The organism is Microbaculum marinisediminis (assembly GCF_025397915.1).
Taxonomy (GTDB): Bacteria; Pseudomonadota; Alphaproteobacteria; order Rhizobiales; family Tepidamorphaceae; genus Microbaculum; species Microbaculum marinisediminis.
In genome coordinates, this window is record NZ_JALIDZ010000006.1 from 150,457 (window position 1) to 164,030 (window position 13,574).

Annotated in this window: 12 protein-coding genes; 6 read left to right on the forward strand and 6 right to left on the reverse strand. The window is 65.3% G+C overall.

The features are described 5' to 3' along the window. The first annotated feature begins 146 nt into the window (after positions 1-146). A complete protein-coding gene (locus MUB46_RS14415) occupies positions 147-950 on the forward strand; it encodes a class I SAM-dependent methyltransferase (protein ID WP_261616635.1) in 804 nt (267 codons plus the stop codon). Here the strand turns inward: MUB46_RS14415 and MUB46_RS14420 are convergent. From MUB46_RS14420 to MUB46_RS14435, 4 genes are all read right to left on the reverse strand, one after another. Then, positions 929-2,209 carry an O-antigen ligase family protein gene (locus MUB46_RS14420; RefSeq protein WP_261616636.1) on the reverse strand — a complete coding sequence of 427 codons (1,281 nt, stop codon included), beginning with the start codon at positions 2,207-2,209 and terminating at the stop codon, positions 929-931. The genes MUB46_RS14415 and MUB46_RS14420 overlap by 22 nt on opposite strands. Beyond that, on the reverse strand, positions 2,206-3,786 hold the full coding sequence (locus MUB46_RS14425) for an undecaprenyl-phosphate glucose phosphotransferase (protein ID WP_261616637.1): 1,581 nt from the start codon (positions 3,784-3,786) through the stop codon (positions 2,206-2,208). Before MUB46_RS14425 ends, MUB46_RS14420 begins: the two co-directional genes overlap by 4 nt. An 84-nt stretch (positions 3,787-3,870) precedes the next feature. Next, complete coding sequence (locus tag MUB46_RS14430; protein WP_261616638.1) at positions 3,871-5,001, reverse strand: glycosyltransferase family 4 protein; 1,131 nt, start codon at positions 4,999-5,001, stop codon at positions 3,871-3,873. Between the two features lie 8 nt (positions 5,002-5,009). Then, complete coding sequence (locus MUB46_RS14435; RefSeq protein ID WP_261616639.1) at positions 5,010-5,570, reverse strand: polysaccharide biosynthesis/export family protein; 561 nt, start codon at positions 5,568-5,570, stop codon at positions 5,010-5,012. A 184-nt stretch (positions 5,571-5,754) separates the two neighbouring features. On the opposite strand from MUB46_RS14435, the gene MUB46_RS14440 reads away from it, so the two are divergent. The 4 genes from MUB46_RS14440 to MUB46_RS14455 all read left to right on the forward strand — a co-directional run bounded on the left by MUB46_RS14440 (position 5,755) and on the right by MUB46_RS14455 (position 10,340). Further along, positions 5,755-8,025, forward strand: coding sequence for a GumC family protein (locus tag MUB46_RS14440; RefSeq protein WP_261616640.1), 2,271 nt, complete (start codon positions 5,755-5,757; stop codon positions 8,023-8,025). Positions 8,026-8,179: 154 nt separating this feature from the next. Continuing rightward, positions 8,180-9,235, forward strand: a complete 1,056-nt coding sequence (locus tag MUB46_RS14445; RefSeq protein WP_261616641.1) for a polysaccharide deacetylase family protein — start codon at positions 8,180-8,182, stop codon at positions 9,233-9,235. 89 nt (positions 9,236-9,324) lie between these two features. Further along, a complete protein-coding gene (locus MUB46_RS14450; protein WP_261616642.1) occupies positions 9,325-9,615 on the forward strand; it encodes a hypothetical protein in 291 nt (96 codons plus the stop codon). A 50-nt stretch (positions 9,616-9,665) separates the two neighbouring features. After that, complete coding sequence (locus tag MUB46_RS14455; RefSeq protein ID WP_261616643.1) at positions 9,666-10,340, forward strand: hypothetical protein; 675 nt, start codon at positions 9,666-9,668, stop codon at positions 10,338-10,340. Between the two features lie 412 nt (positions 10,341-10,752). Here the strand turns inward: MUB46_RS14455 and MUB46_RS14460 are convergent, their stop codons facing one another. Then, positions 10,753-10,992, reverse strand: coding sequence for a DUF2842 domain-containing protein (locus MUB46_RS14460; protein ID WP_261616644.1), 240 nt, complete (start codon positions 10,990-10,992; stop codon positions 10,753-10,755). A gap of 126 nt (positions 10,993-11,118) precedes the next feature. On the opposite strand from MUB46_RS14460, the gene MUB46_RS14465 reads away from it, so the two are divergent. Next, a complete protein-coding gene (locus tag MUB46_RS14465) occupies positions 11,119-12,249 on the forward strand; it encodes a COX15/CtaA family protein (RefSeq protein WP_261616645.1) in 1,131 nt (376 codons plus the stop codon). 27 nt (positions 12,250-12,276) lie between these two features. Here the strand turns inward: MUB46_RS14465 and MUB46_RS14470 are convergent, their stop codons facing one another. Then, positions 12,277-13,563: an O-acetylhomoserine aminocarboxypropyltransferase gene (locus MUB46_RS14470; protein WP_261616646.1), complete on the reverse strand. Its 1,287-nt coding sequence runs from the start codon at positions 13,561-13,563 to the stop codon at positions 12,277-12,279. Positions 13,564-13,574: the final 11 nt, after the last annotated feature.

Here is a 13,574-nt window from a genome sequence, read left to right on the forward strand (position 1 = left end):
GGTTCGCGTTCAGGCGCGGACGAGCACCGGTTTCGCGTCGATTAACCAAGCGTTTGCAATCTGTTAGTTGTCGCCGGTGTATCTGCGTAGGGTCACGTTGAGATGAGGCCGCGCCGTGAACGGTGCCCAACCAAGGACCCGATACCATGACGCATGTGGAACCGATCGCCGCGACACGGCTGTCCGCCGGCCGCGCCGCAGGGGACGAGACGTCGCTGGGCGGGTTCTTTGCCAGGCTCGATCCCGATGTCCGCTCCGAGTGGGCCTGGGACAACTACAAGCCGACGATCGAGGCCCTGTCCCGCGCGTTCGGGCTGCGCCGGCTGGTCGAGATCGGCGGCGGCCGCGATCCCTTGTTCACGCCCGATGAGGCGGCCGCGCTCGGAATCGAGCTGACGATCAACGACATCTCGCAGGAGGAACTGGACAACGGTCCAGAGGAATTCGCGAAGGCCCGTTTCGATATAGCCGGCGATCTGACCGACACCGGCGTGCAGCGCGGATCCTACGATCTCGCCTTCTCGCGGATGGTGTTCGAGCACGTCAAGGACGGCCGCCGCGCGTGGTCCAACCTCAACGAGATCCTGGCCCCCGGCGGCGTCGCCATCGCCTTCGTGCCGACGCTCTACGCGCTGCCCTACGTGGCCAACATGGCGATCCCCGAATGGGTGTCGCAGAAGATCGTCAAGATGCTCTACCCGCATCGCACCGACGACGAGGATCCGAAGTTTCCCGCCTACTACGATTGGACTTTCGGCAGCGAGAAGAAGCTCCGGCCCATGCTGGAAGAGGTTGGCTTCCGCGAGGCGGTCGTTGTGCCGTTCTACTACCACGACTATTTCGAGCGCATTCCCGTTGTCCGACAGATCGACAACCTGATGAACCGCGTCGCGGCCGCGCGCGACTGGCGCTTCCTGACCAGCTACGCCTATATCGCCGCACGCAAGTAGCCCGGCCGGGCGCCGATCGCGGCCTGCCGATACGGCAGGGCCGCGGCCGACATGCCCCACAGCAGCCCGGCGATCAGGAAGAAGTGCCGCCAGTGGTCGGTGTCGATGATGAAGCCTTGCAGCGATAGCGGGAGGAAGGTCGCCAGCGCGGCGAAGTGGTAGGGCTGCCACGGTGTGCGCACGAAGGCGAAGCGGATGCCGACCAGCCAGGTCAGCACCACGAAGGTGATGTAGCCGAGCGCGCCGATCCACCCGTACGACGCGACCGAGTTCAGGTAGACGTTGTGCGGATCCTGCTTGTACCGCTTCGAATACGCGAACGGGCCCAGCCCGAACGGCCGCGCGATGACGTCGGGCAACGAGCGCGCCTGGGTGGCGAAGCGGCCGGTTTCGCCGACGTCGTAGCTCTGACTCAGGTCGGCGCGTACCTCGAACACCTTACCGACCTGGGGTACGGCGATGATCGCGACGATCAGGCCGGCGAAGATCATCACGCCGGCTATGGCGCCGATTCCCATGCGGATGCGAAAGCGCGGCGAGGGCGCGAACAGGAACATCAGCCCTGCCATGATCAGGCTAGAGACGATGAAGTGGCCCCAGGCCGCGCGCGAGAACGACAATAGCAGGCCGATCAGGATCACCGCGAGCGGCAGCGCGGCGAAGACGAGGCGCTTGCCGTTTCGGGTGAGCAGGTCCTGAACGAGCAGCAGCGCCGGAAAGATCAGGAACGGACCGTAGACGTTCGGATCCTTGAACGTTCCGCGCGCCCGATTGTAGAGCGTGAACACGTCGCGGGTGCCGCCGATGTCGAAATAGCCGACGATGCCCGCGGTCGCCGCGCAGACGGCGGCGACGATATAGGCGTTGCGGATGATCGCCATCCGGCCCACCGGGTCCTCACTGACGAGCGTGGCGAAGATGATCGTGGTGATCGCCAGGTAGATCGAGATCGCCACGTAGCGGATCGCGGCCGTGTCATGGGCGACCTGGATCACCGACGTGATTCCGCCGATGGAAAACACCACGACCAGGAACAGGAACGCCGGCGCCAGCAACCGCGGGAACGACACGCCGCGCACCAGCACCGCCCAGCACAGCACCAGGAACGTGAACTCGTAGGGCGACGGTTCGAAGAGAACGAGAAAGCTCGACGCGATCGTTCCCCACAGGATGGGGCGCACCAGCAGCCTGTCGCGCCTTTCCCAGCGATCGGTCCGCGCCTCGGTGACCGGCGCCGTATGGCCGGCCGGTGCCGTCAATACGCGCCTTCCTTCTTGGTCAGCAGCGAGTAGGGCGTCAGCAGCAGGATGTAGAGGTCGAACAGCACCGACCAGTTCTCGATGTAGTCGAGGTCGAACTTGACGCGCTGTTGGATCTTCTCCGACGTGTCGGTCTCGCCGCGCCAGCCGTTGACCTGGGCCCAGCCGGTGATGCCGGGCTTGACCCGGTGGCGCGCGAAATAGCCGTCGACGACCGTGTCATAGAGTTCGTCGGCGGCCTTGGCATGCAGCGCGTGCGGGCGTGGGCCGACGAGCGACAGCCCGCCGCGCAGCACGTTGAAGAGCTGCGGCAGCTCGTCGAGGCTGGTCTTGCGGATGAAGCGGCCGACGCGGGTCACGCGCGGATCGCCCTTGCTGACGAGCTTGATCGCCGTGGGATCGCACTGCTCGGTGTACATCGAGCGGAACTTGAAGACCTCGATCAGCTCGTTGTTGAAGCCGTAGCGCTTCTGGCGGAACAGCGCCGGGCCCGGGCTGTCGAGCTTGATGGCGAGCGCGACCAACGCCATCACCGGCAGGGCCAGGATCAGCAGGATCGTGCCGATCACGCGGTCGAACAGCCACTTGAGCACGTAGTCCCAATCGGCGATCGGCTTGTCGAATACGTCGATGAAGGGAACGTTGCCGATGTAGGAGTAGGAGCGCGGCCGGAAGCGGAGCTGGTTGGTGTGTGCGCTCAGCCGGATGTCGACCGGCAGCACCCAGAGCGTCCGCAGCATCTCGAGCACGCGCTTCTCCGCGCTGATCGGCAGCGCCACGATCAGAAGGTCGACGCGCGTCCGGCGGGCGAACTCGACGAGTTGGCCGACGGTGCCGAGCTTCGGATAGCCGCGAACCACCGCCGGCGAGCGGTCGTCGCTTCGGTCGTCGAAGATGCCGCAGATCCGGATGTCGGAATCGGGAGACGCATTCAGCGCTTCGATCAGCTTGGCGGCGGGCTCGCCGCCGCCGACGATCACAGCGCGCCGCTCCAGCCGGCCGCTGCGCGTCCAGTGCCGCACCAGGAGGGCAAGCCCGACACGGAACAGGGCGAGCGACAGGAAACCGACCGAGAACCACAGGCCCAGCCAGACGCGCGAGAACGAGTCGCCGAGCTTGAGGAAGAAGGCGATCAGCGCCAGGACGGCGAAGACGCCGACCCAGCCGACCAGAAGCCGGCTGTTCTGGCGCAGGAACGTCCGAAGCGCCTGCGGCGTGTAGATGTCGACCGCCTGGAACGCCATGATCGACAGCCCGGCGCCGAGCAGGATCGCCAGCGGATAGAGAGCGGGCATGCCCTCTTCCGGATAGACGTACAGGAGCTGGGCGGCGAAGCCGACGGCGATGATCAGCAAGAATTCGACGACGCGGGCGACACCCGTGATGACGATGGTCGATATGGCCGGGTCGACGCGCTCTTCCGCGACCCTGATCGCTTCGGCGCTGAGCGGCTTCGGCGCTCTGTTGCCTGTCCTGGTCGATGACCCGTTTGCCTTGCCGCTGGCATCCGCCTCCATGGACGGAGCGTCCGCGCCGGAGGTCGGCGCGCCAATCGGCCTGGTACTCGAAGAACTCATTACTTAAACGTCCGTGCCGGAGGGATTTTTGCACCTTGCCCCCCTCCTAGCGCGAAAGTGTCTAGGAAGATTTAATCGAAAAAGTCACGTCTCCGTAACGTAAGCCTCCAGGATCGCGTCGGTCATTCCGGCAAGCGAAAACCGCCCCGCGACGTCCTCGGACAAGGCCCTGGCGTCGTCGTCCGCCCGGTTCCGATCGCTCAGGATACGGCCCATCGCCGCGGCGAGCCGTTCGGGATCGTCCGGCGGGACGAGCCGGTCGGCCTGGGCGCCGAAGATCTCCGGTATGCCGCCGACATTGGTGGCGACGATCGGCAGGCGGGCGGCGGCGGCCTCGAGTACGACATAGGGCAGGGATTCGGCCCGCGACGGCACCACGACGCAGCGCCCGAGCCGGAACGCCTCGCGCGCCGGCATGGCGCCGGGAAATCGCACGCGCGCGCCAAGCCCGAGGGTTTCCGCCGCCATGCGCAGCTTGTCCCCGTCCGCGCCGGCCCCGACGATGACGGCCGTCGGTCCGTCGCTGCCGGGCGCGAGCCGTGCCAGCGCTTCGAGAAGCGTGTCGATGCCCTTCAGGGCGCGAAGTTCTCCGATGAACACGAAATCGGCGGCGTCGTCCGCTGCAACGACGGGCGTGAACTCGTCCGGCGCGAGGCCGTTATGCACCACCCGCACGATGCCCGGCGGCGGGCAGACCTTCTCGGAGAAGGTCCTGAGCCCGTATTCGCTTTCGAACAGGAACACGTCCGTGCGCGAGGCGAGGTGGCGCTCGACCGCCAGGAACACGAAACCGGCAGGCGAGAGCTTGCCGTAATGCAGGCTGCCGCCGTGCGGCGTGTAGGCGCGTATCGGCCTGGCCCCGCTTTGTCTCAGTCGCGTGCCGGCGATTCGTGCGTAGGCGCCGCCCTTGGCGCCATGGCCGTGCAGGACGTCCGGCTTCAGCTCCGCCGCCAGCCTGCCGATGCGGCGCGCCACCGCGAGATCGCCGGGGCCGGGCAGCCGCGACATGGGGAACCGCGTGATTCCCAGCTTGCAGACTTGCTCCAGCCGTTCGAAGCGCGCCGTGGCCGCCGCGCCGCCGGTGGTCGCATCGGCGATCAGCCCGACCAGGTGCCCCCGTTCGGCCTGGGCCTCGGCGAGGTCGCAAACATGTCTGAACAGCCCGCCGACCGGGGCGCGCAGGCAATGGACGATCCGCAGCGGTCCGATGGCCATCGACGCCGTCAGAACCAGCGCTCGAGGACCTGGACGGTGTCGCCGGGACGGATCGGATGATCCAACGGCACGCGGGCCTGCACCAGGGTGCCGTTATAGTTGCGCGAGATTTCCACCATGGTCTGGTTGGCGCGCGCGGTGAAACCGCCGCCGATGGCGATGGCGTTGCGCGCCGTCAGGCCGGCGACATAGGGGAACTGCCCGGGATTGCCGACTTCGCCGAGGATAAAGAACGGCCGGTAGGCGTCGACCTGGACCGACACCGACGGATTGCGGAGGAACCCGGCGCTCAGCTTGCTGGTCAGCGAGGACTGTAGGTCCTGGGGTGTCAGGCCGCGCGCCGTGACGTCGCCGATCAGCGGCATCGAGATGTTGCCGGCATTGTCGACCGTATAGGTATTGGACAGCGTGGGCTGATCGAACACCATGATGCGCAGCGTGTCGCCCGAATCCAGCCGGTACGGCGCGTTCAGCGCGGCGACGAAGCGTTCGTCGACCTTCGGTGGGTTGGCGCAGCCCGTCAGGGCTGCCAGACAGATGGCAATAACAATGGAAAGAAACGCGCGCAAAGTCGCCCCCGCGGGGTGGGTTCGATGATTATGGTTTCCGATTGGTAAGCGCGCAGGGTTAAGAAAGCTTAACTCGACAGGGCCCGAAAGCCCGGCGTTACGGGGGCTCCGGTCCAAATATTAACACAATAGTTACCTTATGGGATCGAAGGTCGGACACGATTGATTGGGGATTCGATCCAAAATGCCCGCGCAAAGCCGCTTTGCCGACATGCCGATGGCCGGCCAGCCCGTTTCGGCCGGCGGTATGCCGTCCGGCGTCTCGGCCGGAGGGCTCGTCTCCGCGCTGTGGCGGGCCCGGTTGTGGATCGTCCTGCCGGTGATCGTCGCCACCGCGCTTGCGGTTCTCTGGCTGTCGGGCGTGACGCCGCTCTACCGCTCCACCGCCAAGGTGCTCGTCGAAAATCAGGAGACCGCCTACACGCGGCCGTCGGCGACGGTGGAAGAACGCACGCTGCTCGACCAGGAATCGATCCGCAGCCAGGTTCAGCTTCTCCTGTCGGCCGACCTGAGCCGCAAGATCATCACCGACCTGAATCTGGGCTCGCTGCCTGAATTCAATCCGGACAGCGCGCCGTCGGTATTCTCGAGGATCCTGTCTTTGTTCGGAATCGCGCGCGATCCGGCCGGCATGACCAACGACGAAAAGGTCCTCGACAAGTATTACGAGCGCCTGACCGTCTACCAGGTCGAGCAGTCGCGGGTCATCGCGGTCGAATTCGCGTCCGAGAACCCGGAGCTTGCCGCGCGGATCGCCAACGCGATCGCCGACGGGTACATCGACATGCAGAAGACGGCCAAGCGCGACGCGACGCGCGAGGCCAGCGATTGGCTCAAGAGCCAGGTCGATACCTTGCGCACCAAGGTCGACGAGGCCGAGCGCAAGGTCGAGGACTATCGCACCGAGCACGGCCTGTTCTCCACGCTGCGTGGCGCCACCCAGCCGCAGACGCTGAGCGGGCAGCAGCTGAGCGAACTGACGTCGCAGCTTGCGGTCGCGCGGGCCCTGAAGTCCGAGGCCCAGGCCAAGGCGCGGCTGATCCGCGAGATGCTCGAATCCGGCGGTCCGATCGAGTCGAGCGAGGTCCTCAACTCGCCGCTGATCCAGGGGCTGGTGTCGCAGCAGGTGCAGTTGCGCGCCCAGATCGCCGAATTGTCGACGACGCTCGGCCCCCGCCATCCGCGCATGCTGCAGCTCAACGCCCAGCTCGGCGACCTGCGCAAGCAGATTCGCGACGAAGCGATGAAATATGCCCGCGCTGCCGAGAACGACGCCGCCGTCGCCGCCGAGCGCGAGCAGGACCTTCTCGCCAATCTCGAGGCCCTGAAGGCGAAGGCTGCCCAGTCGAACGAGAACGAGGTCGCGCTGCGCGCGCTCGAGCGCGACGCCAAGTCGGAACGCGATCTGCTTGAATCGCTGCTGGCGCGCTATCGCGACGCTACCGCGCGCGGGGATCTTGAGTCGTTGCCCGCTAACGCCCGCCTCATTTCACGGGCCGCGCCGGCGTCCGAACCGTATTTCCCCAAGACGCTGGCGACCCTGCTCGCCGCCTTCCTGGGCAGTCTCGTGCTGACCTGCGGCATCGTCATCACCCTCGAGCTGTTCCGTTCGGTCGGAGAATACCCGGTCGGCGCGACGAGCCTGCCTGTGCCGGTCAGGGGCGGTCCCGCCGGATCTCCGGTCGGCGGACCGTCCGGCACCGGACCGGGGACAGGCCCGGGGCCCGGTCCGGGCAAGCGCCGGACGAAGGACCGCGAATCGGACAAGGAGGCGCCGCGCGCGGTCGCCGAAGAACCGGCGCTGACGGGTTTCGTCGGCGGGGCGAGGAAGACGGGCCTCGACGGTATTCGCGACCGCATCCTGCTGAACTCGTCCGGTGACATCGCCCACACGGTACTTGTTACAGCGGTCCGCGACCTGCCCGACACCAAGGCGTTCGCCATGCGGCTTGCCCGTGACGTCGCCGGGCAGGGGCGGCGTGTCGTCGTGGTCGATACGGCCTTCTCCGAGGACAAGGCGGGGGCCGACGACAAGGCCGGCGCCGAGGAAAAACCCGAAGACGGGACGCTGGGCCTGGGCGACCTGCTGATGGGCAACGCCGCCTTCGAGACGGTGATCCGGCGCGACGAATATTCCCGGGTCCACGCCATCGCGGCGGGCACGACCGTCGCCGATCCGCTGATCCTGCTGGCCTCCGACCGGATGGAGACCGTTTTGGAGGCGCTGCGGCTCACCTATGACGTGGTGTTCGTGCTGGCGCCGGCCGTCATCCGCCATGGCGAGGCGCGGCTGCTGGCCGCCCGTGCCGACTTCGCCCTGCTGTTGTCGAACGGGGCGGTCGGCGAAACCGCGTCGCGTCGCGCCCGCGATCGCCTCGAGGCCGCCGGCGTGGAGGGCGTCGAGGTGATCACCATCGCCGAGAACGGCGACGATCCGGAGCGCACGGCGGCTTAGACCGTGATCGCTATGGGGGCGGCGTGGGCGGCATGGCCCGGCCGCATGCTGCCGAACTGCGAGCACCCTTGAGCCTTCCGCATCAAGCAATGCTTAGCAATTGCGCGGCATTTTGGGGCGCGTTGGGATCGAGTCCTCGCAGAGAGCCCCAGGAATGAACCGGCGCAAGACGGCCATCTTCAAGGCCGGCCTCGACACGCTGTACTATACCGGCGCGCATCGCGCGCTGGCGCCGCTCACCTGTGGCGCCGGGATCATCTTCACGTTGCACAACGTTGTTCCGGGCGCGCCGCCGGCCTTCGCCCCGAACCGCATTCTCACCATCACGCCGGAATTCCTCAAGGCCGTCGTCGTGCGCATCCGCGCCGCCGGTCTCGATCTCGTCAGCCTGGACGAGGCGCACGCCCGGCTTCAGGGGGAGGGGAGCGATCGCCGTTTCGCCTGCCTGACCTTCGATGACGGCTATCGCGACAATCTCGAGCATGCCTACCCGGTCCTCAAGCGCCACGACGTGCCCATGGCGATCTATGTGGCGACCTGCATGCCGGACGGCACCGCCGAGATGTGGTGGCTGGCGCTCGAATTCGCCATCGCGGCAGCCGGGTCCATCGAAGTGCCCACCGCCGAGGGCAGCGAGACGTTTTCCTGCGAAACGCTGGAACAAAAATACGATACCTACGAGACGGTCTACTGGCGCCTGCGCGCCATGGACGAGGAGGGCAAGCGGGCGACCGTCCGCAATATCGCCGCGCGCGCCGGCATCGACATGGCCGCGGCCGTGCGCGACCTATCGATGACCTGGGAGGAGATCGCCTGGCTTGCCGGCGATCCGCTGGTGACCATCGGCGCGCACACGGTCACCCATTCCGCGCTGGCCAAGCTGAGTGATGCCCAGGTCGAGTACGAGATGGCCGAGAGCCGCCGCCTGATCGGCGAGCACACCGGTGTCCGCCCGTGCCATTTCGCCTATCCCTACGGCGACGCCGGCTCGGCCGGCCCGCGGGAATTCGCGCTCGCCGACCGCCTCGGCTTCGCCACGGCGGTGACGACGCGTCCCGGCGTCCTGTACCCCGAGCACGGCCACCACCTGACCGCGCTGCCGCGCGTTTCGCTGAACGGCGACTACCAGTCGCTGCGTTATCTCGATCTGTTCCTGACGGGCGCGCCGTTCGCCCTGTTCAACCGCTTCCGCAAGGTCGATGCGGCGTAGTCCATGGTTGGACTTTCAGCATAATTGCCGCAATGTGGCATTGCGAATGAATGCGAATTAGACGGGTCTATTTAATTAGGGATGGCGGAATGTACATTCTTTCCATCATTGCATCGATGGTCCCGGTAATCCTCGGAATTTATTATGGGGTCATTGGTAAGAGAATAAAAACATCAGTGATAATGATATTTATAGCGTCTGTTGTGGTGGCATATGCGGTAACAGCAAATACTGGAGGCAATGCGCTCTCTGGTGGAAATATAAGCCTTTTGGGTTTATTTATGGATTTGATTGGTTTCCCGATTATAGTGGCCGTTTTTGGTGTTGTTGCGTTGTTTATTGCCAGGGCCATTCGTGGGGCTAGGTTCGGGACCCATTAGTTCTGATCCGGTCGAACGGGGATCGACGATAAAGATCGAGAAATGCCCCAATGACACAATCACGAATTCTGCTGATAAACATCCTGCTCACCGCTGCCTTCTACGTCGCCGGCTTCGTTGCGCTCGGCAGCGGATTTCCGACGATTGAGTCCAGCGGGCAGGAAATCGTGCAATGGTTTTCAGAGAATGGCACCAGGGCGCGTATCTATGCTTGGACGTCTGCTTTTTTCTCGCTTGGCCTTGCTATCTTTGCCGGCCAGGTCGCAGCCCTGCTTCCGCGTGCAAATGGATATATCTTCTTTGCCGGTGTTCTCGGATACGCGCTGACAGCCCAGGTTCAGGGCTGGTTCTGGGCCGGACTGGCATTTCACCCGCAGAACCTCGACCCGGCTGCCGCCCGGTCCATCTTCGGCATAACCGCCTATTGGGGACCCTTGATCAATGGATCGACGACGGCAATGGCCGCGGCGATCGCCGCTCTAGGGCTCGGTTCCCGGCCGATCATTCCGCGATGGCTGTTGTGGCTCAGCTCAGTATTCTTTCTTGAACAGGCGATCGAGACCGTGACCGTCTTCGGATCGACTGGCTTCATAGCGCCGGGCGGGACGATGAATGTCTATCTCGGCGGTCTCATCGGTTTCGTCTGGGTCGGCGGTGTTGTGCGGTGGGCGATGCCTCGGGTCGACGCGGCTTGGCAGTCTGAAATGACTTCCCGATTCGGTTGAGGAGGCCATCCGATGGCTGTCATCGACTTCAGCACTGCAACGGACTGGCTGTTGGGATTCCCCTCCTGCGAACCCCGCGATTCCAGTAGGTAGGAGGAATCGTTCATGTCTGATTGTTTCTGGCTCACTGAGGCCCGGCTTGCGCGCATCAAGCCTGCATCCCGCGGCGGTCAGGCCGAAACGCGCCAAGCGATGACTCCAGGACAAGCAATGACTCCAGGACCCTGTACAAGCAGGCTCCCGGAATCGAAGACATGCTCGCAAAGTTGAAGGACTGGCGGCGCATCGCAACCAGACCTGACCGTGGTTTGTCGAGATAATTGGGGGCGGGGCAGGAACAGGGCCGCCGGCCGGTGATGTAGTTGGGGCAGTGGCTACGTAACCGTACGCGCGTCGTCGGTGCGTTAAGGCCTCAGAGCCTGAAATCCTCGCGGACGCGATTCTGCGGCCGCGGCACCTTGCGCATCCATTTGATCAGCATCATCGCGGGAAGCGTCCAGGCGAAGCCGGCGACGAGGTAGTAGACGAACTGGATCACGCCGCTCAGGGAATCGATATAGCGCGCGCCGACCTCCATCGCGATCAGCACGTAGACCGGCACGAATATCGCCAGCACTGCCACGCCGATCCAGCGTCTTGTCCGGTAGCCCATCGTCTTCCTTCGCTTTCGGCCCGAATGGCGAGGTGAGATCACGCCACCGCTTCGGCCGGTTGCCGCTTTGTCGATCACGGTCTAACTAGGCCCAACGGCGAAGAGAACCAACCGGTGATTTGAACCATGGCGAATTCCGACATCGCGGCGGCCGAGACCGCTACCCCCCGGCAGCGCGCGGCGCGTCCCTTCATCCGCTACTGGCTGTGGTTCATGGCGTTTCTCGTCCTCGCCATGGTGATCGTCGGCGGCGCTACGCGGCTCACCGAGTCCGGCCTGTCCATCACCGAGTGGAAGCCCGTCACCGGCGCGCTGCCGCCGATGAGCCAGTCCGACTGGATCGACGCCTTCGAGAAGTACCGGCAGATCCCGCAATACGAAAAAGTCAACAAGGGGATGAGCCTCGACGAGTTCAAGACCATCTACTGGTGGGAGTGGGCGCATCGTCAGTTCGGCCGTCTGATCGGCGTCGCCTTCTTCGTGCCGTTCGTCTGGTTGCTGGCGACGCGACGGGTGGAACGGCGGCTGGTGCCCTGGCTCGTCGGCGCCTTCGTGCTCGGCGGCCTGCAGGGCGCGCTCGGCTGGTACATGGTGACGAGCGGTCTCGTCGAGCGCGTCTCGGTCAGCCAGTACCGGCTGGCGTCCCATCTGGTCCTTGCCTCGGCGATTTTCGCCTATCTGATCTGGGTTGCCGAAAGCCTGCGCGAGCGTCCGGCGGAGGCGATAAGTCCGCGCCGCCTGCGAACGACCGCGGGATTGATCGTCGTCCTCGTGCTGCTGCAGATCGTGCTCGGTGGCCTCGTCGCCGGCCTCGACGCGGGGCTGACCTATCAGACCTGGCCGCTGATGGACGGCCGGTTCATCCCCGACGGCCTTTGGATGCAGGCGCCGGCCTGGCTGAACGTCTTTGAGAACATTACCACCGTGCAGTTCGACCACCGGATGCTGGCGTATCTGCTGATGCTGGTGACCTTCCTCCACGCCATCGACACGTTCGGATCGGCGGGCGAGGGGCCGGCGCCGGCGCGCGCGGTCTATCTGGCGGGGTTCACCTTCGGGCAGGCCGGTCTGGGCATCGCGACGCTATTGATGGGCGTGCCCATCTTGATCGCGCTCGCCCACCAGGCCGGTGCCCTGATCGTGCTGGCCATGGCCACCGTGCATTACTACGGCCTGCGCCACCCGGTGGGCGCGCCACAGCCGATGCCCGGTGCCAGCGCAAAGGAAACCCCTCTGGAGGAGATCCAGAGGGGCTAGGCAATTCGCCGGTGTGGAGGGGCTCGATCAGGCCGAGGCGAGGGCCTGGTCGAGATCGGCGATGATGTCTTCCTTGTCCTCGATGCCGACCGAGAGCCGGATCACGTCCGGACCGGCGCCCGCCGACGTCTTCTGCTGGTCGGAGAGCTGGCGGTGCGTGGTCGAGGCCGGATGGATGATCAGGCTGCGGGTGTCGCCGATATTGGCCAGGTGCGAGAACAGCTTGGTGCTCGACACCACCTTAACGCCGGCGTCGTATCCGCCCTTCACGCCGAAGGTGAACACCGCGCCGCCGCCCTTCGGGCAGTACTTCTGCTGAAGCGCGTGATAGCGGTCGCCCGCAAGGCCGGCATAGGACACCCACGCCACCTTCGGATGGCTCGACAGGTATTCGGCCACCGCCTGGGCATTGTCGCAATGGCGCTGCATGCGCAGCGACAGCGTCTCGATGCCGGTCAGGATCATGAACGCGTTGAACGGCGACAGGGCCGGGCCGAGGTCGCGCAGGCCGAGCACGCGGCAGGCGATGGCGAAGGCGAAGTTGCCGAAGGTCTCGCCGAGGATCATGCCCTGATAGGACTCGCAGGGCTCCGAAAGCGTGGGATAGCGGCCTTCACGCATCCAGTTGAAGGAGCCGCCGTCGACGATCAGGCCGCCGATCGAGTTGCCGTGACCGCCGAGGAACTTCGTCGCCGAGTGCACGACGATATCGGCGCCGTGCTCGAACGGCCGGCACAGATACGGCGTCGCCAGCGTATTGTCGACGATGAGCGGCACACCGGCGCGACGCGCCACCTGGGCGATCGCCTCGATGTCGACCACGACGCCGCCCGGGTTGGCGACCGACTCTATGAAGATCGCCTTGGTCTTCGGCGTCACCGCCTTCTCGAAGCTGGCCGGGTCGGTGGAGTCGGCCCAGACCACGTGCCAGTCGAACTTCTTGAACGAATGGTTGAACTGGTTGATCGACCCCCCGTAGAGCTGGCCCCCGGCGATGAACTCGTCCCCCGGCTGCAGCAGCGTGTGCATCACCAGCACCTGGGCGGCATGGCCAGAAGCCACCCCGAGCGCGGCGGTGCCGCCTTCGAGCGCGGCAATGCGTTCTTCCAGCACGGCGCAGGTCGGATTGCCGATGCGGCTGTAGATGTTACCGAAGGCCTGCAGACCGAACAGCGACGCGGCATGGTCGACGTCCTCGAACACGAAGGAGGTCGTCTGGTAGATTGGCGTCGCGCGCGAACCGGTCGTCGGATCGGGCTGGGCGCCCGCATGGATTGAAAGGGTGTTGAAGCCCGGCACGTGTTCTTCGCTCATCGTCTTCCCTC

Excerpts from the sequence above, each read along its gene's own strand:
- MUB46_RS14415 (WP_261616635.1), top strand. The coding sequence starts at position 147 with ATGACGCATGTGGAACCGATCGCCGCGACACGGCTGTCCGCCGGCCGC.
- MUB46_RS14425 (WP_261616637.1), bottom strand. The coding sequence starts at position 3,786 with ATGAGTTCTTCGAGTACCAGGCCGATTGGCGCGCCGACCTCCGGCGCG.
- MUB46_RS14430 (WP_261616638.1), bottom strand. The coding sequence starts at position 5,001 with ATGGCCATCGGACCGCTGCGGATCGTCCATTGCCTGCGCGCCCCGGTC.
- MUB46_RS14440 (WP_261616640.1), top strand. The coding sequence starts at position 5,755 with ATGCCCGCGCAAAGCCGCTTTGCCGACATGCCGATGGCCGGCCAGCCC.
- MUB46_RS14445 (WP_261616641.1), top strand. The coding sequence starts at position 8,180 with ATGAACCGGCGCAAGACGGCCATCTTCAAGGCCGGCCTCGACACGCTG.
- MUB46_RS14450 (WP_261616642.1), top strand. The coding sequence starts at position 9,325 with ATGTACATTCTTTCCATCATTGCATCGATGGTCCCGGTAATCCTCGGA.
- MUB46_RS14455 (WP_261616643.1), top strand. The coding sequence starts at position 9,666 with ATGACACAATCACGAATTCTGCTGATAAACATCCTGCTCACCGCTGCC.
- MUB46_RS14460 (WP_261616644.1), bottom strand. The coding sequence starts at position 10,992 with ATGGGCTACCGGACAAGACGCTGGATCGGCGTGGCAGTGCTGGCGATA.
- MUB46_RS14465 (WP_261616645.1), top strand. The coding sequence starts at position 11,119 with ATGGCGAATTCCGACATCGCGGCGGCCGAGACCGCTACCCCCCGGCAG.
- MUB46_RS14470 (WP_261616646.1), bottom strand. The coding sequence starts at position 13,563 with ATGAGCGAAGAACACGTGCCGGGCTTCAACACCCTTTCAATCCATGCG.